The following is a 25,094-nucleotide window of genomic DNA, read 5'->3' as shown; positions in this document are numbered from 1 at the left end:
GGCAAGATGTGTGGATCCACCGATAAATTACAAATTTATTGTGAATAACTTGGATCTTATTCACTGGATCTGTGATCAATTGCTGGTGATCTGACTTATCAACAGGTAAAATTAGCGGTCATTTCATATTACTTTAAATAGAGTGAGGGCACCGTGTCATCTTCGCTTTGGTTGCAGTGTTTGCAACAGCTTCAAGAAGAGTTACCAGCTACAGAATTCAGTATGTGGGTTCGTCCGTTACAAGCGGAACTCAATGACAATACTCTAACTCTATTTGCACCGAACCGTTTCGTACTCGATTGGGTTCGTGATAAGTATCTAAATAGCATTAACCGTCTGCTGCAAGAATATTGCGGTAACGATATCCCACATCTTCATTTTGAAGTGGGAAGCAAGCGTGTGATTGCACCAAAGCCTGCGACACCGACACCAACTCAGACTCGCACTGCAGCTGATGTGGCCGCTGAGTCATCAGCACCTGCGCAATTACAAGCTCGCAAACCTGTCCATAATATCTGGCGTGATGAAGAGCCTGTCGCGGTTGACTTGAATCACCGCTCAAACGTGAACCCAAAACATAAGTTCAATAACTTTGTTGAAGGTAAGTCGAACCAACTCGGTTTGGCTGCGGCACGTCAGGTTTCTGATAACCCAGGTACAGCCTACAACCCGTTGTTCCTATACGGCGGCACTGGTTTAGGTAAAACGCACTTGTTGCATGCGGTGGGTAACGCCATTGTTGATAATAAGCCGAATGCGAAAGTGGTTTACATGCACTCAGAGCGTTTTGTTCAGGATATGGTAAAGGCTCTGCAAAACAACGCGATCGAAGAATTTAAGCGCTACTACCGTAGTGTTGATGCATTGCTTATCGATGACATCCAATTCTTTGCTAATAAAGAGCGTTCTCAAGAAGAGTTCTTCCATACCTTTAACGCGCTGCTTGAAGGCAATCAACAGATCATCCTAACGTCTGACCGTTATCCAAAAGAGATCAACGGGGTAGAAGATCGTCTTAAATCTCGTTTCGGCTGGGGTTTGACGGTAGCGATTGAGCCACCAGAGCTTGAGACACGTGTTGCGATCTTGATGAAGAAAGCCGAAGACCACCAAATTCACCTTGCGGATGAAGTGGCGTTCTTTATTGCCAAGCGTCTACGCTCTAACGTTCGTGAACTGGAAGGCGCATTGAACCGTGTTATTGCGAATGCAAACTTCACTGGCCGCCCGATCACGATCGACTTCGTGCGTGAAGCACTGCGTGACCTACTTGCACTGCAAGAAAAACTGGTCACTATTGATAACATTCAAAAGACAGTAGCCGAGTACTACAAAATCAAAGTCGCTGATCTATTGTCTAAGCGTCGTTCTCGTTCTGTTGCTCGTCCACGTCAATTGGCGATGGCACTGGCGAAAGAGCTAACAAACCACAGCTTGCCTGAGATTGGCGATGCATTCGGTGGTCGTGACCACACGACGGTACTGCATGCTTGTCGTAAGATTGCTCAGCTGCGTGAAGAGAGCCACGACATTAAAGAAGATTATTCGAACTTGATTCGTACCCTTTCTTCTTAATACACAGTATTCTTAACCTTAATAAGCAGAATCTTGGCCACGTACTATTACGCAGTGCCATTTAGACCGTAAGAGCAAGATATGAAATTTACCATTGAACGTAGTCACCTGATTAAGCCATTACAACAAGTATCTGGCGCACTCGGTGGCAGGCCAACGCTTCCAATTCTAGGAAACCTACTGATTAAAGTAGAAGATAACGTGTTGTCGATGACAGCGACGGATCTAGAAGTTGAACTGATCAGCCGTGTAACGCTTGAAGGTGATTTCGAAGCGGGTAGCATTACCGTACCTTCACGTAAATTCCTAGATATCTGCCGTGGATTGCCAGATAACTCAGTGATCACGGTGGTATTGGATGGTGACCGTATTCAGGTTCGCTCTGGTCGTAGCCGCTTCTCTTTAGCAACATTACCTGCGGCAGATTTTCCAAATATTGAAGACTGGAGCAGTGAAGTTGAAGTGTCAGTGACACAAGCTGAACTTCGCGGTCTTATCGAGAAAACACAATTCTCAATGGCGAACCAAGATGTTCGTTACTACCTCAACGGTATGTTGTTTGAGATTGAAGGCTCTATCCTGCGCAGCGTAGCGACCGATGGTCACCGTATGGCAGTATCTCAAGCACAACTGGGTGCGGATTTTGCTCAGAAGCAGATCATTGTTCCTCGTAAAGGTGTTCAAGAGTTAGTGAAGCTATTGGATGCACCTGAACAGCCAGTAACACTGCAAATTGGTAACTCTAACGTGCGAGCTGAAGTGAACAACTATGTCTTCACTTCTAAGCTGGTTGATGGTCGTTTCCCTGATTATCGCCGCGTAATGCCGCAAAATACCACCAAGACACTTGAAGCTGGCTGTGATGAATTACGTTCAGCATTTTCTCGTGCTGCGATTCTATCGAATGAAAAATTCCGTGGTGTTCGCGTTAACCTTGCGGATAGCGAGATGCGCATTACCGCGAACAACCCAGAGCAAGAAGAAGCAGAAGAAGTACTCGATGTTAACTTCGACGGTGACGCGCTAGAGATTGGCTTCAACGTAAGCTACGTATTGGATGTTCTGAACACACTGCGTTGTGAACAGGTTCGCATCTCAATGTCAGACGCCAATGCGAGTGCTCTTATCGAGAACGCACAAGATGACAGCGCGATGTACGTTGTTATGCCAATTCGCTTATAAGCAGCCCTATGTTGACCTACCGAGTCGTGATTGAAGATTAATATGAAGACGTTATGCCTTTATCGCGCTTAATCGTTAAGCAGTTTAGAAATATTGAAGCCTGTGACATTCAACCGTCATCAGGCTTTAACTTTCTTATAGGGGCTAACGGAAGCGGCAAAACCAGTGTCCTTGAAGCTGTGTATCTGCTCGGACATGGTCGCTCATTCAAGAGTTCACTTACCGGTCGTATCATACAAAACGAGTGTAGTGAGCTGTTTGTACATGGCCGTTTTATGACCTCGGATCAATTTGAGCTGCCAATTGGCATTAATAAGCAGCGCGATGGCACGACAGAGGTTAAAATAAGCGGTCAAACTGGGCAAAAGTTGGCTCAGTTAGCTCAAGTCTTACCTTTGCAGTTGATTCACCCTGAAGGGTTTGATTTACTAACCGATGGACCTAAGCATCGCCGAGCATTCATTGATTGGGGAGTCTTCCACAGTGAGTCGGGCTTTTATGATGCGTGGGGCAGGGTAAAGCGCCTCAATAAGCAGCGAAACGCCTTATTGAAAACGGCAACGCACTATCGAGAGCTGAGCTATTGGGACCAAGAATTGGCCCGTTTAGCAGAAAGCATCAGTCAGTGGCGTGCCACCTACGTTGATCAGCTCAAAGAAGTCGCCGAAGAAATCTGTGCGACCTTCCTTCCTGAGTTTGAGATAAAGATTAACTACTATCGTGGCTGGGACAAAGACACCCCGTACGCCGATATATTAGAAAAGAATTTTGAAAGGGATCAGCAGCTTGGTTACACCTTTAGTGGGCCAAACAAAGCGGATCTGAAGATAAAAGTGAACGGCACTCCAGTGGAAGATGTCTTGTCACGAGGTCAATTGAAGTTGATGGTGTGCGCGCTACGAGTAGCACAAGGGCAACACCTCACTCAAATGACAGGTAAGCAGTGCATCTATTTGATAGATGACTTCGCTTCCGAATTAGATAGCCAACGCCGAGCACGTCTTGCTGAGTGTTTAAAGGCGACCCAGGCTCAAGTTTTTGTAAGCTCTATTACCGCTGATCAGATTGCAGATATGCATGACGAAAATAGCAGGATGTTTCATGTGGAACATGGCAAAATAGAGCAAGGATAATTAGTCAGAGAGTAACTATGTCAGATAATTACGATTCATCGAGTATTAAAGTACTGAAGGGTCTGGATGCGGTACGTAAGCGTCCTGGAATGTACATTGGCGACACGGATGATGGTACCGGTCTGCACCACATGGTTTTTGAGGTGGTAGATAACTCTATTGATGAAGCGCTAGCTGGTCACTGTAATGACATCATTGTAACTATCCATGAAGATAGTTCTGTGTCTGTGAGCGATGACGGCCGTGGTATTCCAACAGAATTGCACCCAGAAGAAAACGTATCTGCAGCCGAAGTAATCATGACGGTTCTTCACGCTGGTGGTAAGTTCGATGATAACTCGTACAAGGTATCTGGTGGTCTGCACGGTGTTGGTGTTTCAGTAGTTAACGCACTTTCTAAGCAAGTTACTCTTACTATCCACCGCGGTGGCAAAATCCACACTCAAACCTACAGCCACGGTGAGCCTCAAGCGCCACTAGCGGTTGTGGGTGACACGGATAAAACAGGTACAGAGATTCGTTTCTGGCCGAGTGAAGAAACCTTCACTAACATCGAGTTCCATTACGACATTTTAGCTAAGCGTCTACGTGAGCTATCATTCTTGAACTCAGGTGTATCAATTAAGCTAATTGATGAGCGCGAAGAAGACAAAATGGATCACTTCGAATACGAAGGCGGTATCCAAGCGTTTGTTGAACACCTTAATACCAACAAAACGCCAATCATCCAAAAAATCTTCCACTTCAACTCTGAGCGTGAAGACGGTATTACCGTTGAAGTTGCGATGCAGTGGAATGACGGCTACCAAGAAAATATCTACTGTTTCACCAACAACATCCCTCAACGCGATGGTGGTGCTCACTTAGCTGGTTTCCGTGCGGCGCTAACGCGTACTCTGAACAGCTTCATGGACAAGGAAGGCTTCTCTAAGAAAGCGAAGACTGCGACCTCTGGTGATGATGCTCGTGAAGGTTTGACAGCGATTGTTTCTGTTAAAGTGCCTGATCCTAAGTTCTCAAGCCAAACTAAAGATAAGCTGGTTTCTTCAGAAGTGAAGTCTGCCGTTGAATCTACAATGGGTGAGAAGTTGTCTGAGTTCCTTATTGAGAACCCAGGTGAAGCGAAAACAGTTTGTTCTAAAATTATTGATGCAGCACGTGCTCGTGATGCAGCGCGTAAAGCTCGTGAAATGACTCGTCGTAAAGGCGCATTAGATTTAGCGGGTCTTCCTGGTAAGCTTGCTGACTGTCAGGAAAAAGATCCTGCACTGTCTGAACTATATATTGTGGAAGGAGACTCTGCTGGCGGTTCAGCTAAGCAGGGGCGTAACCGTAAGAACCAAGCAATCCTACCGCTGAAAGGTAAAATCCTTAACGTAGAGAAAGCACGTTTCGATAAAATGCTGTCTTCTCAAGAAGTAGCAACGCTAATCACCGCTCTTGGTTGTGGTATTGGTCGTGACGAATACAACCCAGATAAACTGCGTTACCACAACATCATCATCATGACCGATGCCGATGTCGATGGTTCTCACATCCGTACCCTGCTACTGACGTTCTTCTACCGTCAAATGCCAGAGCTGATTGAACGTGGCTACATCTACATTGCTCAACCGCCACTTTACAAAGTGAAGAAAGGTAAGCAAGAGCAGTACATTAAAGATGAAGATGCGATGAACCAGTATCAAGTATCTTTGGCTTTAGACAACGCAGAACTGCACGTAAACCCTGAAGCGCCAGCATTTGCAGGTGAAGGTTTAGAGAAGCTTGTTCAGCAATACAATGCAGGCATCAAGCTTGTTGATCGTATGAGCCGCCGTTACCCACGCGCATTGGTTCACGAACTGATTTACGTTCCTCGTCTAACGGCCGAGCAGTGTCATGATGACGCGGCAGTTGAAGCTTGGGGTAAGCAGCTTGTTGAACAGCTAAACGCGAAAGAAGTAGGTGCAAGCCAATACAGCCTTGAAGTTGAAAAACACGAAGAGCTAGGCTTAAGCGTTCCTAAGATTGTGGTTCGTACTCATGGTGTGACTCATGAACACCTACTAAGCATCGATCTTATTAACTCTAAAGAGTTTGGTAAGCTAGCGGATCTTTCTGAAGCTCTTGATGGCTTGATTGAAGAAGGCGCTTACATTAAGCGTGGTGAGCGTACTCAAGAAGTTTCTAGCTTCGTTGATGCTCTGAACTGGTTAGTGAAAGAGTCTCGTCGTGGTCTAAGCCTACAGCGATACAAAGGTCTAGGTGAGATGAACCCTGATCAACTTTGGGAAACCACGATGGATCCTGAAACTCGCCGTATGATGCAAGTAACAATTGAAGACGCTGTTGGTGCTGATTTGTTGTTTACGACGCTAATGGGTGACCAAGTTGAACCTCGTCGTAACTTCATCGAAGAGAATGCACTGAAAGTAGCAAACCTAGACGTTTAGTCTCTTTGATACTTCGCTCTTTGGCTTAATTTCTGTGTCAGAGGTGCTCACATACATTCGTATGCTCCGCGCCTCTTCCTTGAACTAAAGCCAAATAGCTTCGTCTCAAAAAACTAAAATCATAAAAAAGCACTATCCTTTGGATGGTGCTTTTTTATGTTTGTAAGATATTGAAAAATATTGAGTTGCAAAAATAATTGAAAATAACCCCTTGAAACTATTTTGCTCAATCCATATATCTATTTGTGAAGAGGATGACTGTCTTGCTCTACAAGAGAAGAAACAGAACCTTCATTACCGCTAACGAAGTATCGCTCAATAGAGGATAACTTTGGCAGCACACAACTTAAAAATTGATTCATTGCCATGTCCCAGCGTTGTCGCCAATAGAGGTGAAACCCGAGGAATGCGAATTGAATCTCTTAGCTGTTTACTGGGTCACACACAGGTTAGATCCAAGTAAAATTCGCAGCTAAGACTATTGCTTACTAAAAGGATAGCATTATGAGAACTGTAGATTTCACTCCACTTTACCGCAACGCAATCGGCTTCGATCGTCTATTCAACATGATGGAAGCGAATACATCGAAGAACTCTTCTGGCGGTTACCCTCCATACAACATCGAGCAAAAAGACGAGAACAACTACCGTATTACTATGGCAGTCGCTGGTTTTGCTGATGACCAATTAGATCTGACTCAGAAAGAGAACATGCTAATTGTGAAAGGTGAGCGTAAAGCAGAAGCAGAGAAAACCTTCGTATACCAAGGTATCGCAGAGCGCGATTTCGAGCGTAAATTCCAACTGGCTGACTACGTAAAAGTGGTAGGTGCAAGCATGGAAAATGGTCTTCTTCACATCGACCTCGAACGCGAAATCCCAGAAGCGATGCAACCACGTAAGATTGCTATCAATGGTAATAGCCTACTAGAAGGTTAATTACTGTTAGCTCCTTAGAGCTAAAAAATATCGGGAAGTAAAAGTGAAAGAGCACCTCATGAGGTGCTCTTTTTGTATTTGGCCTACAGTAAGCTAAAAGCTCTTATTACTGCTCTGAGTAAGCCTTTTTCACTTCATCAGCAATGATCGCAATACCCTTCTGCATTGCTTCATCATCTTGTACGTAGTTCATACGTAGGCACTGATGAGCATGATCCCACTCGTCTTCTTGGCCGATAAAGAAGTATTCACCCGGAACAATCAATACGCCGCGAGCTTTAAGGCGGTCGTACAGTTCCATTGTGGTGATCGGCAGCTCATCAAACCATAGCCATAAGAAGATAGCGCCTTCAGGCTTGTGAATACGGAAGCGAGGGTCGTCGATAGCGTCTTGTAACAGTTCAACTGCACGTAGTGACTTATCTTTATAGAAAGGTTTGATTACCTCGCTACTTAAGCGCAGTAAATCGCCTTTTTCAATCATGTGATTGGCAATTGCAGGGCCAACACTGTTTGGCGCTAAGCTAATGATGCCATTCATGTTGGTCAATGCTTGTGTTACTTCTTCACTCGCAATTACGATACCGCAACGCACACCCGGCAAACCAAGCTTAGAAAGGCTCATGCACAGAATCGTATTTTCATTCCAGAACGGTTCGACATCTTCAAAGATGATGTTAGGAAACGGCAGGCCGTAAGCATTGTCGATCAGCAGTGGGATGTTGTTTTCACGCGCCAGTTTATCCAGTTTACGCACTTCTTCGTCGGTCAGTACGTTACCCGTTGGGTTGGTTGGACGAGATGCACAGATAGCCGCGACTGAGTCATCAACCTTTAGTTGTTCAAAATCAACGTGGTATTTAAACTGACGGTTTTCTAGCAGTTCGATCTCTGGGTGGTAAGAGATAAAAATATCGTCATCAATACCCGCGTCGCCGTAGCCGATGTATTCCGGTGCGATCGGCAGTAGGATTTTCTTATGTGAGCCGTCAGGCTGTTGGCCTGCTAGCAGGTTGAATAGGTAGAAGAAGCCACTTTGACTGCCATTAGTCAGGCTGATGTTCTTCTCGCTGATGTCCCAACCGTAGGTCTCTTTCAGCATTGCCGCTAACGATTTGATGAAGCTGTCTTTACCCTGCGGACCATCGTAGTTGGCGAGGGCGGCGATGAGTTCTCCACTGGCGAGCATGTCGGCACTGGCTTGGTTAAAGTAATCGAGCATGGCAGGGATAGCGGCTGGGTTGCCACCACCGAGCATGATAGCGCCAGGAGTGCGCAGGCCATCATTCAAATCATCCATTAAACGAGTGATTCCAGAGTATCGATTAAACTTTTCGCCAAACTTAGAGAACTGCATTACTAATTTTACCTAATTCATTGTGATTGCTTGTTACGTGTCATTAAGGCAGACCTTATGTCTGCCATCAGTGTATTCCTTGAACATACCGCAATGTTTTTGCGACGCATAGCGCCAAATGCTCTAACACGTAAAAAACTTCTATAATGTTTGGTTAATGAGTGACAGCTTGCTTATTGAACGTACCTTTAGCGATAAAAAAAGGAGAAGCCTAAGCTTCCCCTTTAGTTTCTGGTGTTTATGTTAATGAAGGTTTAGTTCGAACCGGTATAAACGACTAATACCTTGTCATCTTGGTATTGGCGTTCGAACGCATAGTAGCCCTTGCTGTTACGGATGATGTGCTTACCCTGAGCAACGGCTGGGTGGCGTTGGCGGAATTGGCCAAGCGCTTGCCAGTGTTCTAGCAGCTCTGCACGTTCGCCAGTGATTTGATCCCAAGGCATGTCTGAGCGTGTGCCTTGCATTGGATCAGAACCCGTTGGGCCAAAGTCTCGGGCGATTTCATCGCCGTAATAGATCTGTACCGCACCGGGAGCCAGCATCAACGCGTTTGCAGCTTTGGTTTGTTTTGCAAAGTCACTGCCATGTTGTGTCCAGAATAGCGAGGTGTCGTGAGACGAAAGGTAACTCAGTACGTTGAACTCGCTGTCGTTGTTGATCTTCTCTGCGTATCGAAGGTAATCAGCATCAAGATCGGATAGGCACTTGAGCGCCTTTGGTGCGATATCACTCTGGAATTCAAAGTTGATGATCGAATCAAATCCGTTAGCGAAGTAATCTGATTTGACCACGCTGTGTGCCCATACTTCGCCAGTCATCCAGAAGGGTAAGTCATCCAAGGCCTTGTCTGGGTTGTTCTGTTTCCACTCGGCAAGTGCCTGGTTGGTGCTCTCTTTCAGTTCTGCCCATGCTTCGAGTTCAACGTGTTTAGCGGTATCGACCCTGAAACCATCGACACCATATTCGCGCACCCAATCCGATAACCAAGTGATTAAATGGTTACGAGGTGTTTTGAGTTCATCGGTCGCGCTGGTGGACTTATTGCGATAGAAATTAGGCAGCCCGATTGTCTCTGTCGACTCTGTTTTGAAATCGGGCAGATGCGCCAAAGACATGGTGAGGTTATTGTAGCCCGGAGAGTCATAGGCGCCGATATCGCTGCGTAGCCAAGCTTTGCCCCACCACTTTTCCCACGCTTCTTTGTCGCTGTAAGAGATGTAGTTGTTGAAGTAGTGCCAGTTCTGACCTTTGGCAGGTTGCCAATCTGTCCAGTTTTCGCCAAGTGTTTGTTTGGCTTCTTCGTCAGTTAGGTTGAGCTTACCAAAATCAAACTCTTGCATGTCGGCAAGCGTCGCATAGCCGGTGTGGTTCATTACCACATCCCAAACAACACGAATGCCTTTGCTATGCGCGGTATCGATGAAGGTTTTTAGCTCGTCTTCGGTGCCCATGTTGTCATCGAGCTTGGTCCAATCTTGATGGTAGTAGCCGTGGTAGCCGTAGTGTTTGAAGTCACCTCGATCACCGCCGCCAACCCAGCCGTGGATTTGCTCTAACGGAGACGTTATCCAGATAGCATTAGCACCGAGTGATTCTATGTAATCGAGTTTTTCGGTTAAGCCTGCCAAGTCACCACCGTGGAAGGTGCCGATTTCGTCTTGTCCATCTTGGCTGCGACCGTAACTGTTGTCGTTATCAGGATTACCATTGTGGAAACGGTCAGTCATTACGAAGTAAACCGTGGCGTTATCCCAACTAAAGTCAGCTTTGGTTTCTGGTTCTACTTTCTCAAGCAGCAGAACACCTTGGCTATTTTCTGCTGGCTGCATGGTGACGCTGCCATTCGTTACTGTGACTTGTTTGCCTGAAAGAGCGTCTCTAACCACGGTGCCATCATCAAAGGTTTGAGCAACGTCGATGATGGTTGGTTCGTCACTAGGAACCGGACAAGCAAAGCTTTGTACTTGTTGTTGCTTCGGCTTTATCTGAACGGTCAGTTCATTGGTTTGTGGGTTGAGCATAAACTGATAGGTGTTAGCGCGAAAGATCTTGATATCTAATTCAGACTTCTCGGCGCAGTCGTCTAGGCGAAGGGGTTTATTGAATTTGATGCGGTTTTCTTCAGCCAGCGCATAGTTGGTGCCACAGGTATTTTGAGTATCGCTGATAGAGAAGGTATAGCTACCTTTCGCGAGTTCCTGTTCTGCAATCACGGTGCCTTTACCGGATGATTCGAATACGACAGTGTCGTTATCAATTGTCAGTAATAGGTTGTTGTCACTGGTTTGGCTGCATGCGCTGAGTGCGAGTATTGAAAGCGCGAGTACTGTTTTTTTCATTGTTCCCTTCCCCTGAATAAACAGGTCAGTTATAGCAAACAATGCCCTCTACAGTCTGAGTGCTGTTTCATTCAGTTAATCAATAAGACCTCTACAAACAAATGCTTGGTTCACAAAAACAAAAAGGGAAGCTTTCGCTTCCCTTTGGGTGTTTACCGTTAATTACTCAGAGTATGACTTAGAGTAATTGTCTCACTTGTGCTTATTTTTGCAGTAGAGAGATGTCAGCAATCTGTAGGAACAGGTTACGTAGGTTGTTCAGTAGCGTTAGACGGTTCTTCTTAAGCGCTTCGTCATCAGCCATAACCATTACGTTATCGAAGAATGCATCAACTGGTTCACGTAGATCAGCAAGCTTGCTTAGGGCTTCTTGGTAGTTACCTGTTGCGAATGCTGGTTCTAGTGCTTCCGTCATTACTTCAACGTTTTCAGCCAGTGCTTTCTCTGCGTCTTCTTGAAGAAGCGTTAGGTCGATTTCAGCTGGTAGCTCGCCATCGAATTTCGCAAGGATATTACCTACACGCTTGTTCGCTGCTGCTAGTGCTTCTGCTGCTTCCAGTTCACGGAAGTGAGAAACCGCTTTAACACGTTGGTCAAAGTCAGCAGGCTTAGTTGGACGACGTGCTAGTACCGCTTGGATGATATCAACGCTGAAACCAGCATCTTGGTACCATGCGCGGAAACGACCTAGCATGAAGTCGATAACGTCAGCTTCTACGTTTTTGTTAGTCAGCTTGTCGCCTAGTAGCTCTTTCGCTTTGCCGATCAGATCGGTTAGGTCTAGGTTGTAGCCGTTTTCAACGATGATACGTAGCACACCTAGAGACGCACGACGAAGTGCAAATGGGTCAGAACCTTTTGGTGCTTGGCCAATACCGAAGATACCTACGATAGTGTCTAGCTTGTCTGCCATTGCTACTGCTGAAGAGATACCAGTGCTTGGTAGATCGTCACCCGCGAAACGAGGCATGTATTGCTCGTAAAGTGCCAGTGCAACTTGCTCGTCTTCACCGTCGTGAGTCGCGTAGTGCATGCCCATCACACCTTGAGTATCCGTAAATTCGAATACCATAGAGGTCATTAGGTCACACTTAGCCAGTAGGCCAGCACGCTTAGACTTTTCAACGTCAGCATCGATTTGCTCAGCAATGTAGCCTGCAAGCTCTGTGATGCGGTCTGTTTTGTCTTTGATAGTACCCAATTGCTTCTGGAAGATAGCCTGGTCTAGTTCAGCAAGACGGTCGATAAGCGGGCGCTTACGGTCTGTGTTGAAGAAGAATTCAGCATCAGCAAGACGTGGGCGTACCACTTTCTCGTTACCTTCGATAACGTGACGAGGCTCTTTAGACTCGATGTTCGATACGAAGATGAAGTTCGGTAGTAGCTTCTTGTTGTCATCGTAAACAGGGAAGTACTTTTGGTCACCCTTCATGGTGTAAACCAAAGCTTCAGAAGGGACTTTTAGGAACTCTTCTTCAAACTTCGCTGTCAGTACTACTGGCCATTCAACCAGAGACGTTACTTCTTCAACAAGGTCATCTTCTAGGTCAGCTGTACCGCCAACCGCAGCTGCCGCTTTTTGCGAATCAGCAAGGATGATCGCTTTACGCGCTTCGTAATCTGCCATTACTTTACCGCGCTCTTCTAGGATCGCAGGGTATTGGTCAGCTGAGTCGATTGTGAACTCTTGTTCGCCCATGAAACGGTGGCCACGGATAGTACGAGCAGAAGCTACGCCTAGGATTTCGCCTTCAACAAGCTCATCACCTAGTAGTACTGTCAGTGTTTTTACTGGACGGATAAATTGAATGTCTGAGTTACCCCAGCGCATTGCTTTAGGAATTGGTAGGCCAGCCAGTGCTTTCGCAGCAATGTCCATCACCAATTCTTGAACGGGTTTGCCAGCTACTTCTTGTTTGAAAAGAAGCCACTCGCCTTTGTCTGTTTTCAGACGGTCAGCTTGCTCAACAGTAATACCGTTACCACGAGCCCAACCTTGTGCCGCTTTGGTCGCGTTGCCTTCAGCATCGAATGCCACAGAAACAGCAGGGCCACGTTTCTCAACCACTTTGTCTGCTTGGCCTTCAGCCAGTGCAGTTACTTTAAGTGCTAGACGACGAGGTGCTGCGTACCACTTGATGCCTTCGTGAGAAAGCTCAGCCGTTTTAAGACCTGCTTCAAAGTTAGAAGCAAACGCTTCTGCTAGAGAACGAAGTGCTGTTGGTGGAAGCTCTTCCGTACCCAGTTCAATTAGAAAATTCTTCGCCATGATTATTTGTCCTTCTTACACATTGGGAAGCCAAGCGCTTCACGTGACGCGTAGTACGCCTCAGCAACTGATTTAGTCAGGTTGCGGATACGAAGGATGTAACGTTGACGCTCTGTTACAGAGATAGCTTTGCGCGCATCAAGGATGTTGAATGCGTGACCTGCTTTTAGAATGCGCTCGTAAGCTGGAAGCGGAAGTGGCTTCTCAAGCTCAAGTAGCTCTTTACACTCTTTCTCGCACTGATCGAAGAAAGTGAATAGGAAATCTACGTCTGCGTGCTCGAAGTTGTACGTCGATTGCTCAACTTCGTTTTGGTGGAAGATGTCACCGTAAGTCACGTTAGAACCGTCTGGTGCTACGTTCCATACTAGGTCGTAAACAGAATCTACTTCCTGGATGTACATTGCTAGACGCTCGATACCGTAAGTGATCTCGCCAGTTACTGGCTTACACTCAAGGCCGCCAACCTGTTGGAAGTAAGTAAACTGAGTTACTTCCATGCCGTTTAGCCATACTTCCCAACCAAGGCCCCATGCGCCTAGTGTTGGGTTTTCCCAGTTATCTTCAACGAAGCGAATGTCGTGAACAAGTGGGTCAACACCAAGAACCTCTAGGGAGCCTAGGTACAACTCTTGGATATTGTCTGGCGATGGTTTTAGCGCTACTTGGAATTGGTAGTAGTGCTGCAGACGGTTCGGGTTTTCACCGTAACGGCCATCGGTCGGACGACGAGAAGGTTGAACGTAAGCTGTAGACATTGGCTCTGGGCCAAGTGCTCGTAGACATGTCATTGGGTGAGAGGTGCCTGCACCTACTTCCATATCTAGAGGTTGAACAATGGTACAACCGTTTTGAGCCCAGTAATCCTGCAGCGCGAGGATCATTCCCTGGAAGGTTTTGATATCGTATTTTTGCATAGTCAGGTTCGCGCGATTCTTTTAAATGAATGAGAAAAATAACCTCTGAGTATACCGAGATATTCGTAAAGCGAGTAGGGGTAATCTTGTTTAATTAGTGGTCTAAAATGTCGTTTAGTGGATTTTTGTGCCTTTAATGTTTGTTTTTCGGCACAAGTGGATATTTTGATAACTTTGACACTTGTGTTTGAAAGCATGGGCTATTAAAATCTCGCGGTCTTTGGGGAGTAGCTTACTTATTCATATCCTATTGAATGAGTTCGTTCGTCAACATAATTGATGCAAAATCATCATGGCGTTCGAGGCAACCACCACCTTGGTGGTGCTTAGCAAGACCATAGACAAGCATCGTGAACCGGGATGGGGCGCGAGGTTTGTCTTTGGTTAAATATAATAATCCCCATCCCAAATGAGCATGTCGTGAGCGTTTTAGCAATTTCAATTACAACTGTCGCCTTAGCCGAGATCGGTGATAAGACTCAGTTGCTATCTCTTTTATTAGCCAGTCGATATCGCAAGCCGATACCTATCATCGCAGCTATCTTCTTTGCCACCATTGCCAATCATGCCCTTGCAGCATGGCTCGGGGTCGTGGTTGCTGATTATCTTTCACCTGAAGTATTAAAGTGGGTGCTGGTGGTCAGTTTCATTGCGATGGCTGGCTGGATTTTGATTCCCGATAAGTTAGATGACGATGAACAGATCTCAAACCGAGGACCGTTTGTCGCCAGTTTTATCGCTTTCTTTATTGCTGAGATCGGCGATAAAACCCAAATTGCGACCTCTATCCTAGGGGCTCAATATGCGGATGCATTAGCGTGGGTGATTCTGGGTACAACCATTGGTATGTTGCTGGCAAATGTGCCTGTGGTGATCATCGGTAAGCTGTCTGCTGATAAGATGCCTCTTGATCTGATTCGTAAGATCACAGCCTTGCTATTCGTGGGTTTAGCTATCGCTGCTGCTTTCTATTAACAGGTGGTATTGAGTCTTATTATACTCAATCAGTAGAGTAATGTGTTGTAGGTCATACTCTTACAGTATTGTGGGGTTTATCGAGCGAATGGACATATAACTGTCATACTTGTCATGATATTTTAATCTTGTGAGTTAAGAACACGAGGGCATGATTATGTTGACGCGTTATATGGGTATTACTCCACAAAGCCAAAGTTATCTATTTACTTTTGGTCTTGCACTTACACTGTTAGGCATGGTGTTGACGGACATGTGGCTGCCAATGGTCGCGGGTGCCATCATCATGACTGCACTTGCGGTAGAGGCTTGGATTCGGGTCTCGCATATTATTCCGATGCGCAAAGATATCCGAGAAATTCAGCATCAGCTGGAGCATCTGCAAAACAAATCTAGAAGCGAATAAACAAAAAGCCGCTCGTACTCTGAGTTCTGTTTAAGAACATAAGGTACGAGCGGCTTTTTTGATACTTGATAGTCGGTGGGGCGTTACGCCTCCAATCCCTTTCTGATCAAATACTGGTAAGGCAACGTTTCTGTTGCTTGGCCTACCAACTGGTGATCCATGAATCGACAAAAGCTCGGAATATCTCGAGTTGTCGAAGGATCGTCAGCTTTTACCAGTAACACATCGCCATCCTGCATGTTTCTAATTGTCTTCCTGACCATCATTACTGGTTCCGGGCAACGCAGGCCTTCAGCTTCTAAAGTATGGGTTGCCAGTTCAGGTTTGAATGTCATGGTTTGTATCTCTATATCTATCTAACGAGTGAATAATACGTCTGCAGAAAAAATATGCAATAAGTGCTTGGCAAACAGAATCATTTCCTATAACTTAGTTAACAAGTTGATAACAACTTGAAGCAAAGGCAACTAGCTAAGGAGTGGCGATGTTGACAGGATTAGATAGATTAACAATTTATTCGGTTCTCTGTTTTATTTCTTTTTGTGCGTTAGTACTACGCTCATCGACAGAGACCTCACTGATGCCTATTTTTGGCATAGTAGCAACGATTATTGGTATTTGGGTAGAGATGCGCCGTTGGCAAGGCATAGCCGAAGAGCAAGAGCACTAACCCGAATACAGCAAGCGAATTCCGATACGACAACATTCCGACACTATCCCCAAATTTTCTTGGGCTTCCCCGCGTAATTGCGGGATTTTTTTTATCTAAAGCATGCTATAAACAACTTAGTGACTAATGGCAATCGTATACAGCTAGGTAAGTGGCGTGGAATTAGAAGACATCTATCGTAGAGACCTTAATTTATTGGTCGCTTTAAAGGTATTGATTGAAGAGGGCAGCGTAAGCCAGGCCGCGCTTCGTCTTAACTTAAGCCAATCCGCAACCAGTCGAGTATTAGGGCGTTTAAGAGAATTACTAAACGATCCGTTGTTTACACGTCAAGGTCAGCACCTTATTCCTACCAAGAAAGCACTCGAGATCAGTCAGCGTATTGATCAGCCTTTGGAGTCTTTTCGCCAATTGCTGAGTCCGAGTGACTTTGACCCTTACTATTGCAGCGAACGTTTTCTGATCGCTACCACCGATTATGCGATGCAAACCATCTTGCCTTATGCGTTGCCTAAGATTTATGAACAAGCACCCAATATCTCTTTGGAGTTTGCTCCGTTGCAGCATGAGCATTTGTTTAAACAGCTCAGCACCGAACGCGTTGATATGGCGATCTGTCGTCCGAGTGGCAGCATTGCACCACTTCATCAAGAAGTCTTGGGGCCGGTTGGTGTGTCGTGTCTGTTATCTAAAAACCATCCATTAGCCGATCAACCTTTAAGCCTTGAAGACTATGTTTCACTCCCACATGCGATGATTGCGATCAGTGATGGTGTTAAGGCTTTATTAGACAACGCGTTAGCCAATCAACAGCCTCGTAAAATGGTGTTGCGTGCTTATCACCTTGAAGCTGCATTGGCGATTGTTGATAGAATGCCGTTGGTGATTACTGTGCCTGCTGATTTGGCTTATTTGGTAGCAGAGCGTTATGACTTGGTTGTTAAGCCATTACCATTTGAATTTATGCCGTTTGATTACTCACTGATCTGGCACTCGCGTTGCGATTCTTCTGCTTCACAACAATGGTTAAGAAGAGTGGTAAAAGAAGAGTGTGGTGAGTTGATTCAAAAACGGATTGCGGATGTCGGTTTGGGTTAACCGGATCTGAGTCTGAGTTCACTTGACCTGAATGACAAAAACGCAAAAGGGCTGATAAAAATCAGCCCTTTGTTGTTTTGGGTTATCCAAGCCTAAAGCTGTTGCTTAAGGTTTGATAACTTTATGTTTGAGAGCCTATAGTTTAATGACTACGCGACCAGTGATTTGACCGTTAGTGATGTCTTCTGCTGCTTGAATTGCACCGTCTAAAGACACTTCTTTGGTTGCTTGAGCGTAGAAAGATTCTGGTAGTAGCTCAGCCAGTTGTTCCCACGCTTTAATACGTTTTTCACGAGGGCACATTACAGAATCAACACCTTGTAGGCGAACGTTACGCAGAATGAATGGCATTACCGTGGTTGGTAAGTCAAAACCGCCTGCTAGACCACACATCGCAACCGCACCGTTGTAATCAATTTGCGCCAATACTTTCGCAAGCACTTTGCTGCCTACCGTATCGATAGCGCCAGCCCACAGTTGTTTTTCTAGTGGCTTAGCTGGTTCTTCTAGTTCAGCACGCTCTACAATACGTGTCGCGCCTAGTGATTTAAGTAGTTCACCGTTTACAGAAGCACGGCCAGTCACTGCTGCCACTTTGTAGCCCAGTTGGTTTAGTAGAGTGATAGATACGCTACCTACACCGCCACTTGCGCCGGTAACTAGGATTTCACCGTCTTCAGGCTTGATGCCAGCATCGACAATAGCTTGAACACAAAGCATTGCTGTGAAGCCTGCTGTACCAATCGCCATTACTTTCTTAGCGTCTAGACCTTTAGGCATCGGCACTAACCAGTCACCGTTTAGGCTTGCTTTCTCAGCCATGCCGCCCCAGTGACCTTCACCAACACCCCAACCAGTTAGAACCACTTCGTCGCCTGCTTTGTAGCGAGGGTCATCAGATTGTGAAACCACACCAGAAAGGTCGATACCAGGAACCATAGGGAAGTTGCGAACAATGCGCCCTTTACCTGTAATCGCCAAACCATCTTTGTAGTTCAAAGAAGAGTAGCTAACATCAATCTTCACGTTACCTTCTGGTAATTGAGATTCTTCAATTTGAGAAACTGACGCGATAGTTTTTTTGTCTTCTTGGTTTAGTACAAGTGCTTTAAACATGATCTGCTCCGTGGAGGAATATTAGGAAACTGAAGTAACTTTAGTTGAATCATCCGAGAAAAAATAATGAAACATCAACATTGAATATATGCGTTTTGTGCATAGATGTCAGGGTTGGTTTTTCTCTCGTTGAGTTCGCTGAACACAATCGATGCATTGTTGGATGCCAAGCAATAAAAAGTGCAGCTATATAAATATAGCTGCACAAAAGATTACCCTTCAAATATTACAGTCAGTAAACGCTATGGGCGTTCAAATACCGTTGCAATACCTTGGCCTAAACCAATACACATAGTCGCCAAGCCGTATTTCACGTCTTGTGCTTCCATCAGGTTGATTAGCGTCGTCGAGATACGAGAACCAGAACAGCCTAGTGGGTGACCCAGAGCAATCGCACCGCCGTTAAGGTTTACTTTCTCGTCAACAACATCCAGTAGACCTAAGTCTTTAGCACAAGGTAGAGATTGAGCAGCAAACGCTTCGTTTAACTCAATCACACCCATGTCTTCAATGGTTAGTCCTGCACGTTTAAGTGCTTTTTTGGTTGCTGGTACTGGGCCGTAACCCATGATTGAAGGATCGCAGCCAGCGATAGCCATAGACTTCACGCGAGCGCGAATCTTAAGGCCAAGTGCGTTAGCTTTCTCTTCGCTCATGATAAGCATTGCAGAAGCACCATCAGACAGAGCTGATGAAGTACCTGCTGTTACTGTGCCGTTTGCTGGGTCAAATACCGGACGCAGCTGGGATAAGCCTTCAACTGTTGTCTCTGGGCGAATGACTTCGTCGTAATCCAGAGTGAACAGAGAACCGTCTGCAGCGTGAGCTTCGGTTGGCAGGATTTCATTTTTGAAACGACCTTCAACCGTAGCTGCTTGAGCGCGAGCATGTGAGCGTGCTGCGAATGCATCTTGGTCTTCACGGCTAATACCGTGCATTTTGCCTAACATCTCAGCGGTTAGCCCCATCATGCCGGCCGCTTTTGCTACGTGTTTTGACATGCCTGGGTGAAAATCAACACCATGGTTCATTGGTACGTGGCCCATGTGCTCCACACCACCAATCAGGCAGATTTCAGCATCACCAACCATGATAGAGCGAGTTGCATCATGCAAAGCTTGCATAGATGAACCACATAAACGGTTGACTGTTACAGCACCAATCTCAATCGGTAGACCAGCAAGCAAGGCAGCGTTACGTGCAACGTTGAAGCCTTGCTCTAGTGTTTGTTGTACACAACCCCAGTAAATATCTTCAATTTCGACAGGGTTTACTTCTGGGTTGCGCTCTAAAATGCCTTTCATCAAATGTGCAGACAGATCTTCAGCACGAGTGTGACGGAAAGCTCCACCTTTGGAACGTCCCATTGGGGTGCGAAGGCAATCAACAACAACTACATTTTTCATTTTGCTATTCCTTTTCCAAATGTGGGTTACAGAGAACTGGCTTGTTGGCTGTCGTAAAAGCTTTCGCCCTTCGCTGCCATATCAAGCAATAGCTGAGGAACTTGGTACATTGCACCTAAGTCTTGGTAGCCTTTCGCCATTTCAACGAAGTTACCAATGCCCACACTGTCTAAGTAGCGGAATACGCCGCCTCTAAATGGAGGGAAGCCTAAACCGTAAACCAGTGCCATATCCGCTTCTTGCGGTGTCGCGATAATGCCTTCTTCTAGACAAAGCACCACTTCGTTGATCATTGGAATCATCACGCGCTGGATAATTGTTTGGTCATCAAAATCTTGTGGTGCTTGACATACGTCAGCCAAGATAGGAAGAATGTCTTCAGAGAAGGTCTTCTTCGGACGACCACGCTTGTCTACGCTGTATGTGTAGAAACCGCTACCGTTTTTCTGACCGTATTTTTCAGCAACGTAAAGTGCATCAATCGCATCACGACCTTCTTTGCCCATACGCTCTGGGAAACCTTGCGCCATCACAGCTTGTGCGTGGTGTGCAGTGTCTAGGCCTACAACGTCTAGTAAGTAAGCCGGGCCCATTGGCCAACCGAACTTGCGCTCCATCACTTTATCGATCTTAGTGAAATCAGCACCGTCGCGTAGCAACATGCTGAAACCGCCAAAGTAAGGGAAAAGTACACGGTTAACGAAGAAGCCTGGGCAGTCGTTAACAACGATTGGGGATTTACCCATCTTCGCTGCGTAAGCAACCACGCGATTGATGGTCTCTTCTGAAGTTTGTTCACCACGGATGATCTCAACCAAAGGCATGCGATGCACAGGGTTAAAGAAGTGCATGCCACAGAAGTTTTCTGGGCGCTTCAGTGATTTCGCTAGCAGGTTGATCGGAATTGTAGAGGTGTTTGATGTTAGAACCGTGTCTTCACCAACCAAACCTTCCACTTCGCTCAGTACTGCTGCTTTTACTTTCGGGTTTTCTACTACTGCTTCAACAATCACATCCGACTGTTCTACACCCGCGTAATGCAGGCTTGGAGTAATAGAAGACAGAATACCTGCCATCTTGAATCCATCTAAGCGACCGCGTGATAAGCGTTTATTCAACAGCTTAGATGCTTCGTTCATACCTAGATCAAGCGATGCTTGTGCGATGTCTTTCATCATCACTGGCACGTCTTTTAGAGCTGATTGGTAAGCAATACCGCCGCCCATGATACCTGCACCAAGTACGGCTGCACGCTCAGTTGCTTTGTTTGCTGACTTACCCGCTTGTTTCGCTAAGCCTTTGATGTACTGGTCATTCAGGAATAAGCCAACTAATGCTTTTGCTTCTTCCGATTTCGCTAGCTTAACGAAGTGCTTACGTTCGATGTCGAGTGCTGCATCGCGATTGCTGCGTGCTGCTTCTTCAATCGCAATCACAGAAGTAATCGGAGCTGGGTAGTGAGGCCCTGCTTTTTGAGCAACTAAGCCCTTCGCCATGGTAAAGCTCATCATCGCTTCGAGTTTGCTTAGTGAAAGCGCTGATGTCTTTTGTTTACGGCGTAGCTGCCAGTCTAATTTTTCATTAGCAGCCAGAGAAACGGTATTGATTGCCGATTCTAGTAACTGGTCTGTTTCAACAATCGCATCTAACAAGCCAACTTTAAGCGCTTCATCTGCACGGCATGCTTTGCCTTGCGTGATAATTTCCATTGCGCTGTCAGCACCGATAACACGAGGTAGGCGCACACAACCACCAAAACCAGGCATGATGCCAAGTTTGGTTTCAGGTAGGCCAATGCTGGTGGTCTTGTCACCGATACGGAAATCGGTAGCGAGTACACATTCACAGCCGCCGCCAAGGGCATGGCCACGCATCATTGAAAGAGTTGGGACAGGAAGGTCTTCGAGCTTGCTGAAGATTGAATTAGCGAATCTTAACCATTCATCAAGTTCTGCTTCTGGCTTAGCAAATAGGCCAAGAAATTCAGTGATGTCTGCGCCTACAATGAACGCGTCTTTGTTTGAAGTTAAGATTAAACCACGTAATCCTGCGTGAGCATTAAGAGCATCTAACGCTTTATCTAGTGATTCTAAAGTAGCAAGGTCGAGTTTGTTTACAGAGGCTGGTGCACAGAAGCTTAATTCCGCAATACCATCTTGTAATTCCTTTACCTGTAGGGTGTTAGCTTGGTAAATCATTGTCTATCTCCATGACATACAATCCACGATTGTTTGAGAGAATCTTGTTATCTTTCTATTATTGTAGAATACCTGGTAAGACCAGTTATCTTAGTCTGTACCTCTGCTTGATTAATTTCAATACATTTTTTAAACAATTGTTTAACATTGTGCGATGGCACAGATCCTCTAACCCTTATTATTCACGCGTGATACACTTCGTCGCTCTTATTAACTAAGTTAACGATATGAATGAACAGCCTTATTTAATACCTTCTGCGTCGGCTCTGTTTGAAGAAGAGATAAAAAAGAGCGTCTTTATTACGCATCTTGCTCATACTCCAAGTGTTGAAGCTGCAAAACAGTTCGTAGAACAGGTGAAAAAAGAGCATTCTTCAGCACGACATAACTGTTGGGGTTTTGTTGCTGGTCGACCTGAAGACTCAATGCTTTGGGGTTTCAGTGATGATGGTGAACCCTCGGGTACAGCGGGTAAGCCTATCTTGGCGCAACTATCGGGCTCTGGTGTCGGTGAATTAACGGCTGTTGTGACGCGCTACTCTGGCGGAATTAAGCTTGGAACCGGCGGTTTGGTTAAGGCTTACGGCGGTGGCGTACAACAAGCTCTCAAGCTGCTTCAAACTATCGAGAAAAAAATAACCACAAAATTACGGCTAGAGTTAGACTATGGCTTTGTGCCGATCGCACAATCCATCATGGCTCAGCATCAGGCTGTTGAGGTCCAAGCGGATTATGGTGTTCAAGTTGAGCTTATTATTGAAATAGAGCTCCTTCAGGTAGATTCGTTTACCCAAACCATGATCAATAAAAGCGGTGCTAAGGCACTGGTAACGAAAGTCAAAGACAACTAGGAAGTGTGAAGCATTTCGCTTCGTTCAATAGCTCATGCAATTTCGCTCAATTATTCGAATCGTCGGATTATTATTAGCACTTTTTAGTGTATCAATGCTTGCTCCTGCGCTCGTCGCACTGATCTATCGAGATGGTGCGGGTGTGCCATTTGTGACGACCTTCTTCGTTCTCTTATTCTGTGGAGCAACTTGCTGGTTTCCAAACCGACGTTATAAGCATGAATTGAAAGCGCGTGATGGCTTTTTGATTGTTGTTCTGTTTTGGACGGTAATCGGTAGTGCGGGTGCGCTGCCGTTTTTGATCGCCGATAACCCCAATGTGTCGGTAACCGATGCTTTCTTCGAATCCTTCTCTGCATTAACTACGACAGGTGCGACCGTAATTGTCGGCCTCGATGATCTGCCTAAGGCGATTCTTTTTTATCGTCAGTTCCTACAATGGTTTGGTGGTATGGGTATCATCGTATTAGCGGTAGCTATCCTCCCTGTTCTGGGTATCGGTGGTATGCAGTTATATCGTGCTGAAATCCCGGGTCCAGTAAAAGATAGCAAGATGACTCCGCGTATTGCTGAAACGGCAAAAGCGCTTTGGTACATCTACCTGAGCTTAACCATTGCTTGTGCAGTGGCGTTTTGGCTTGCTGGGATGAGCTTCTTTGATGCCATCAGTCATAGCTTCTCTACTATTGCGATTGGTGGCTTCTCGACTCACGATGCGAGCATGGGGTATTTCAATAGCCCTGCGATCAACATGATTACAGTTGTGTTCCTTCTTATATCCGCATGTAACTATTCGCTTCACTTTGCTGCATTTGCTTCAGGTGGTGTGCATCCTAAGTATTATTGGAAAGATCCTGAGTTCCGCGCCTTTATCTTTATTCAGGCAGTACTGTTCTTGGTTTGTTTCTTATTACTGCTCAATCATCACTCTTATGATTCGTACTACGATGCTTTCGACCAAGCCTTGTTCCAAACCGTGTCTATCTCTACGACCGCGGGTTTTACAACGACGGGTTTCTCAGAGTGGCCATTGTTCTTACCCGTACTGCTTTTGTTCTCTTCTTTTATAGGGGGATGTGCAGGTTCTACGGGTGGTGGTATGAAAGTGATTCGAATCTTACTACTTACTCTGCAAGGTGCTCGTGAAATGAAGCGTCTTGTTCACCCACGGGCTGTCTATACCATCAAGGTTGGCGGTTCTGCACTACCACAACGTGTTGTAGATGCGGTCTGGGGCTTCTTCTCTGCATACGCATTAGTGTTTGTGGTTTGTATGCTGGCTCTTATTGCAACTGGTATGGACGAGTTGAGTGCTTTCTCTGCGGTAGCGGCGACATTAAATAACCTTGGCCCGGGCCTTGGTGAAGTCGCGGTGCACTTTGGCGATGTGAACGACAAAGCAAAATGGGTACTTATCGTATCTATGCTGTTTGGCCGATTAGAAATCTTCACCTTATTAATCTTATTGACCCCTACGTTTTGGCGTAGCTAAGGACAACATTGTGGCAAAAGCTCTATTTTTGTATTCAAGCCGTGAAGGGCAGACCAAGAAAATCTTGAACTATATAAAAGAAGAAATGAGTGAGTTCGAATGTGAGCTTCAAGATCTGCACACTATTGGCAAGGTGGACTTTGCTCAGTACGACAGAGTGTTGATTGGCGCATCGATTCGTTATGGCCACCTTAATAAGAAGCTATATCAATTTATTGATGCCAACCTTACTCAGTTGCAATCAAGCAAGGTTGCGTTCTTCTGTGTTAACTTAACGGCGCGTAAAGAAGACCAAGGCAAAGATACACCAGAAGGCAGTGCGTATATTAAGAAGTTCCTTACCAAGTCTCCATGGCAGCCGACTTTAATCGGTGTATTTGCAGGTGCCCTCTATTACCCACGTTATAACTGGTTCGATAGAACCATGATCAGCTTTATTATGAATATGACAGGTGGTGAAACGGATACAACGAAGGAAGTTGAGTACACAAACTGGGAAAAAGTCTCTTTGTTCACTGAAAAACTGAAGAATATGTAAGATAAAAGCCTACTTTTGAGGCGTTTTGAGTTCTTTTTAATCGAACGAATAAAAAAACGAAAAAAACTTAAAAAAGGGCTTGCCAGTGTGATCGAAATCTCTATAATGCCACCTCGCTGACACGGGATGGCTTCTTAGGAAACCAGAACGAATCAGCAAGCCAAATTAGCCAAGCCAAGCGCTTGAAAAAAGTTT

Annotated in this window: 21 protein-coding genes and 1 riboswitch; of the genes, 12 read left to right on the top strand and 9 right to left on the bottom strand. The window is 45.6% G+C overall.

The window, feature by feature from the left end:
• Window positions 1-153 precede the first annotated feature (153 nt).
• The 4 genes from dnaA to gyrB all read left to right on the top strand — a co-directional run bounded on the left by dnaA (window position 154) and on the right by gyrB (window position 6,325).
• Window positions 154-1,575 (top strand): chromosomal replication initiator protein DnaA, encoded by a 1,422-nt coding sequence (gene dnaA, locus AB4154_RS09755; protein WP_017058808.1) that lies wholly within the window; start codon window positions 154-156, stop codon window positions 1,573-1,575.
• Between the two features lie 81 nt (window positions 1,576-1,656).
• Window positions 1,657-2,757, top strand: a complete 1,101-nt coding sequence (gene dnaN / locus AB4154_RS09750) for a DNA polymerase III subunit beta (RefSeq protein ID WP_017058809.1) — start codon at window positions 1,657-1,659, stop codon at window positions 2,755-2,757.
• Between the two features lie 53 nt (window positions 2,758-2,810).
• Window positions 2,811-3,890 carry a DNA replication/repair protein RecF gene (recF, locus tag AB4154_RS09745; RefSeq protein ID WP_017058810.1) on the top strand — a complete coding sequence of 360 codons (1,080 nt, stop codon included), beginning with the start codon at window positions 2,811-2,813 and terminating at the stop codon, window positions 3,888-3,890.
• Between the two features lie 17 nt (window positions 3,891-3,907).
• Window positions 3,908-6,325: a DNA topoisomerase (ATP-hydrolyzing) subunit B gene (gyrB, locus tag AB4154_RS09740; RefSeq protein WP_372122837.1), complete on the top strand. Its 2,418-nt coding sequence runs from the start codon at window positions 3,908-3,910 to the stop codon at window positions 6,323-6,325.
• A 239-nt stretch (window positions 6,326-6,564) separates the two neighbouring features.
• On the opposite strand, the gene AB4154_RS09735 is transcribed toward gyrB, so the two are convergent.
• Entirely contained in the window at window positions 6,565-6,687 is a 123-nt protein-coding gene (locus AB4154_RS09735) for a hypothetical protein (RefSeq protein ID WP_267869012.1), read from the bottom strand.
• A gap of 142 nt (window positions 6,688-6,829) precedes the next feature.
• On the opposite strand from AB4154_RS09735, the gene AB4154_RS09730 reads away from it, so the two are divergent.
• Complete coding sequence (locus AB4154_RS09730) at window positions 6,830-7,264, top strand: Hsp20 family protein (protein WP_009848140.1); 435 nt, start codon at window positions 6,830-6,832, stop codon at window positions 7,262-7,264.
• Window positions 7,265-7,370: 106 nt separating this feature from the next.
• Here AB4154_RS09730 and AB4154_RS09725 read toward each other — a convergent pair whose 3' ends face one another.
• The 4 genes from AB4154_RS09725 to glyQ all read right to left on the bottom strand — a co-directional run bounded on the left by AB4154_RS09725 (window position 7,371) and on the right by glyQ (window position 14,149).
• Entirely contained in the window at window positions 7,371-8,621 is a 1,251-nt protein-coding gene (locus tag AB4154_RS09725) for a valine--pyruvate transaminase (protein ID WP_372122835.1), read from the bottom strand.
• Between the two features lie 254 nt (window positions 8,622-8,875).
• Complete coding sequence (locus tag AB4154_RS09720; protein ID WP_017058813.1) at window positions 8,876-10,963, bottom strand: alpha-amylase; 2,088 nt, start codon at window positions 10,961-10,963, stop codon at window positions 8,876-8,878.
• 202 nt (window positions 10,964-11,165) lie between these two features.
• A complete protein-coding gene (gene glyS / locus AB4154_RS09715; protein WP_017058814.1) occupies window positions 11,166-13,232 on the bottom strand; it encodes a glycine--tRNA ligase subunit beta in 2,067 nt (688 codons plus the stop codon).
• 2 nt (window positions 13,233-13,234) lie between these two features.
• Entirely contained in the window at window positions 13,235-14,149 is a 915-nt protein-coding gene (gene glyQ / locus AB4154_RS09710; protein ID WP_017632669.1) for a glycine--tRNA ligase subunit alpha, read from the bottom strand.
• 210 nt (window positions 14,150-14,359) lie between these two features.
• Window positions 14,360-14,476, top strand: a riboswitch (yybP-ykoY riboswitch).
• A 93-nt stretch (window positions 14,477-14,569) separates the two neighbouring features.
• Here glyQ and AB4154_RS09705 point away from each other — a divergent pair.
• Together AB4154_RS09705 and AB4154_RS09700 are read left to right on the top strand one after the other, a co-directional pair.
• Entirely contained in the window at window positions 14,570-15,124 is a 555-nt protein-coding gene (locus AB4154_RS09705; RefSeq protein ID WP_017058817.1) for a TMEM165/GDT1 family protein, read from the top strand.
• A 151-nt stretch (window positions 15,125-15,275) separates the two neighbouring features.
• The gene (locus tag AB4154_RS09700; RefSeq protein WP_372122833.1) at window positions 15,276-15,530 is read left to right on the top strand and encodes a hypothetical protein; all 255 of its coding nucleotides are present in this window, start codon (window positions 15,276-15,278) and stop codon (window positions 15,528-15,530) included.
• 83 nt (window positions 15,531-15,613) lie between these two features.
• Here AB4154_RS09700 and tusA read toward each other — a convergent pair whose 3' ends face one another.
• On the bottom strand, window positions 15,614-15,865 hold the full coding sequence (gene tusA, locus AB4154_RS09695; protein ID WP_004736675.1) for a sulfurtransferase TusA: 252 nt from the start codon (window positions 15,863-15,865) through the stop codon (window positions 15,614-15,616).
• 149 nt (window positions 15,866-16,014) lie between these two features.
• Here tusA and AB4154_RS09690 point away from each other — a divergent pair, with 149 nt between their 5' ends.
• Window positions 16,015-16,200 (top strand): hypothetical protein, encoded by a 186-nt coding sequence (locus AB4154_RS09690; RefSeq protein WP_004736674.1) that lies wholly within the window; start codon window positions 16,015-16,017, stop codon window positions 16,198-16,200.
• Window positions 16,201-16,356: 156 nt separating this feature from the next.
• Entirely contained in the window at window positions 16,357-17,298 is a 942-nt protein-coding gene (locus AB4154_RS09685) for a LysR family transcriptional regulator (protein ID WP_004736673.1), read from the top strand.
• A gap of 135 nt (window positions 17,299-17,433) precedes the next feature.
• Here the strand turns inward: AB4154_RS09685 and AB4154_RS09680 are convergent, their stop codons facing one another.
• The 3 genes from AB4154_RS09680 to fadB all read right to left on the bottom strand — a co-directional run bounded on the left by AB4154_RS09680 (window position 17,434) and on the right by fadB (window position 22,018).
• Window positions 17,434-18,414: an MDR family oxidoreductase gene (locus AB4154_RS09680; protein ID WP_017058820.1), complete on the bottom strand. Its 981-nt coding sequence runs from the start codon at window positions 18,412-18,414 to the stop codon at window positions 17,434-17,436.
• A 242-nt stretch (window positions 18,415-18,656) separates the two neighbouring features.
• Window positions 18,657-19,820 (bottom strand): acetyl-CoA C-acyltransferase FadA, encoded by a 1,164-nt coding sequence (gene fadA / locus AB4154_RS09675; protein ID WP_004736671.1) that lies wholly within the window; start codon window positions 19,818-19,820, stop codon window positions 18,657-18,659.
• A 26-nt stretch (window positions 19,821-19,846) separates the two neighbouring features.
• Entirely contained in the window at window positions 19,847-22,018 is a 2,172-nt protein-coding gene (fadB, locus tag AB4154_RS09670) for a fatty acid oxidation complex subunit alpha FadB (RefSeq protein ID WP_372122831.1), read from the bottom strand.
• Between the two features lie 227 nt (window positions 22,019-22,245).
• Between fadB and AB4154_RS09665 the strand changes: the two genes are divergently transcribed.
• From AB4154_RS09665 to hemG, 3 genes are read left to right on the top strand one after another with little or no spacing between them, the layout of a single operon-like run.
• Complete coding sequence (locus tag AB4154_RS09665) at window positions 22,246-22,869, top strand: YigZ family protein (protein ID WP_017058823.1); 624 nt, start codon at window positions 22,246-22,248, stop codon at window positions 22,867-22,869.
• Window positions 22,870-22,903: 34 nt separating this feature from the next.
• Window positions 22,904-24,361 carry a TrkH family potassium uptake protein gene (locus tag AB4154_RS09660; RefSeq protein WP_008223210.1) on the top strand — a complete coding sequence of 486 codons (1,458 nt, stop codon included), beginning with the start codon at window positions 22,904-22,906 and terminating at the stop codon, window positions 24,359-24,361.
• Between the two features lie 10 nt (window positions 24,362-24,371).
• On the top strand, window positions 24,372-24,899 hold the full coding sequence (hemG, locus tag AB4154_RS09655; RefSeq protein WP_372122830.1) for a menaquinone-dependent protoporphyrinogen IX dehydrogenase: 528 nt from the start codon (window positions 24,372-24,374) through the stop codon (window positions 24,897-24,899).
• Window positions 24,900-25,094 lie beyond the last annotated feature (195 nt).

The organism is Vibrio sp. 10N.286.51.B11, assembly GCF_041469245.1.
Lineage (GTDB): Bacteria > Pseudomonadota > Gammaproteobacteria > Enterobacterales > Vibrionaceae > Vibrio > Vibrio crassostreae_C.
The sequence above is the reverse complement of the archived record's forward strand: the minus strand, read 5'-3'. Positions and strand labels throughout refer to the sequence as shown.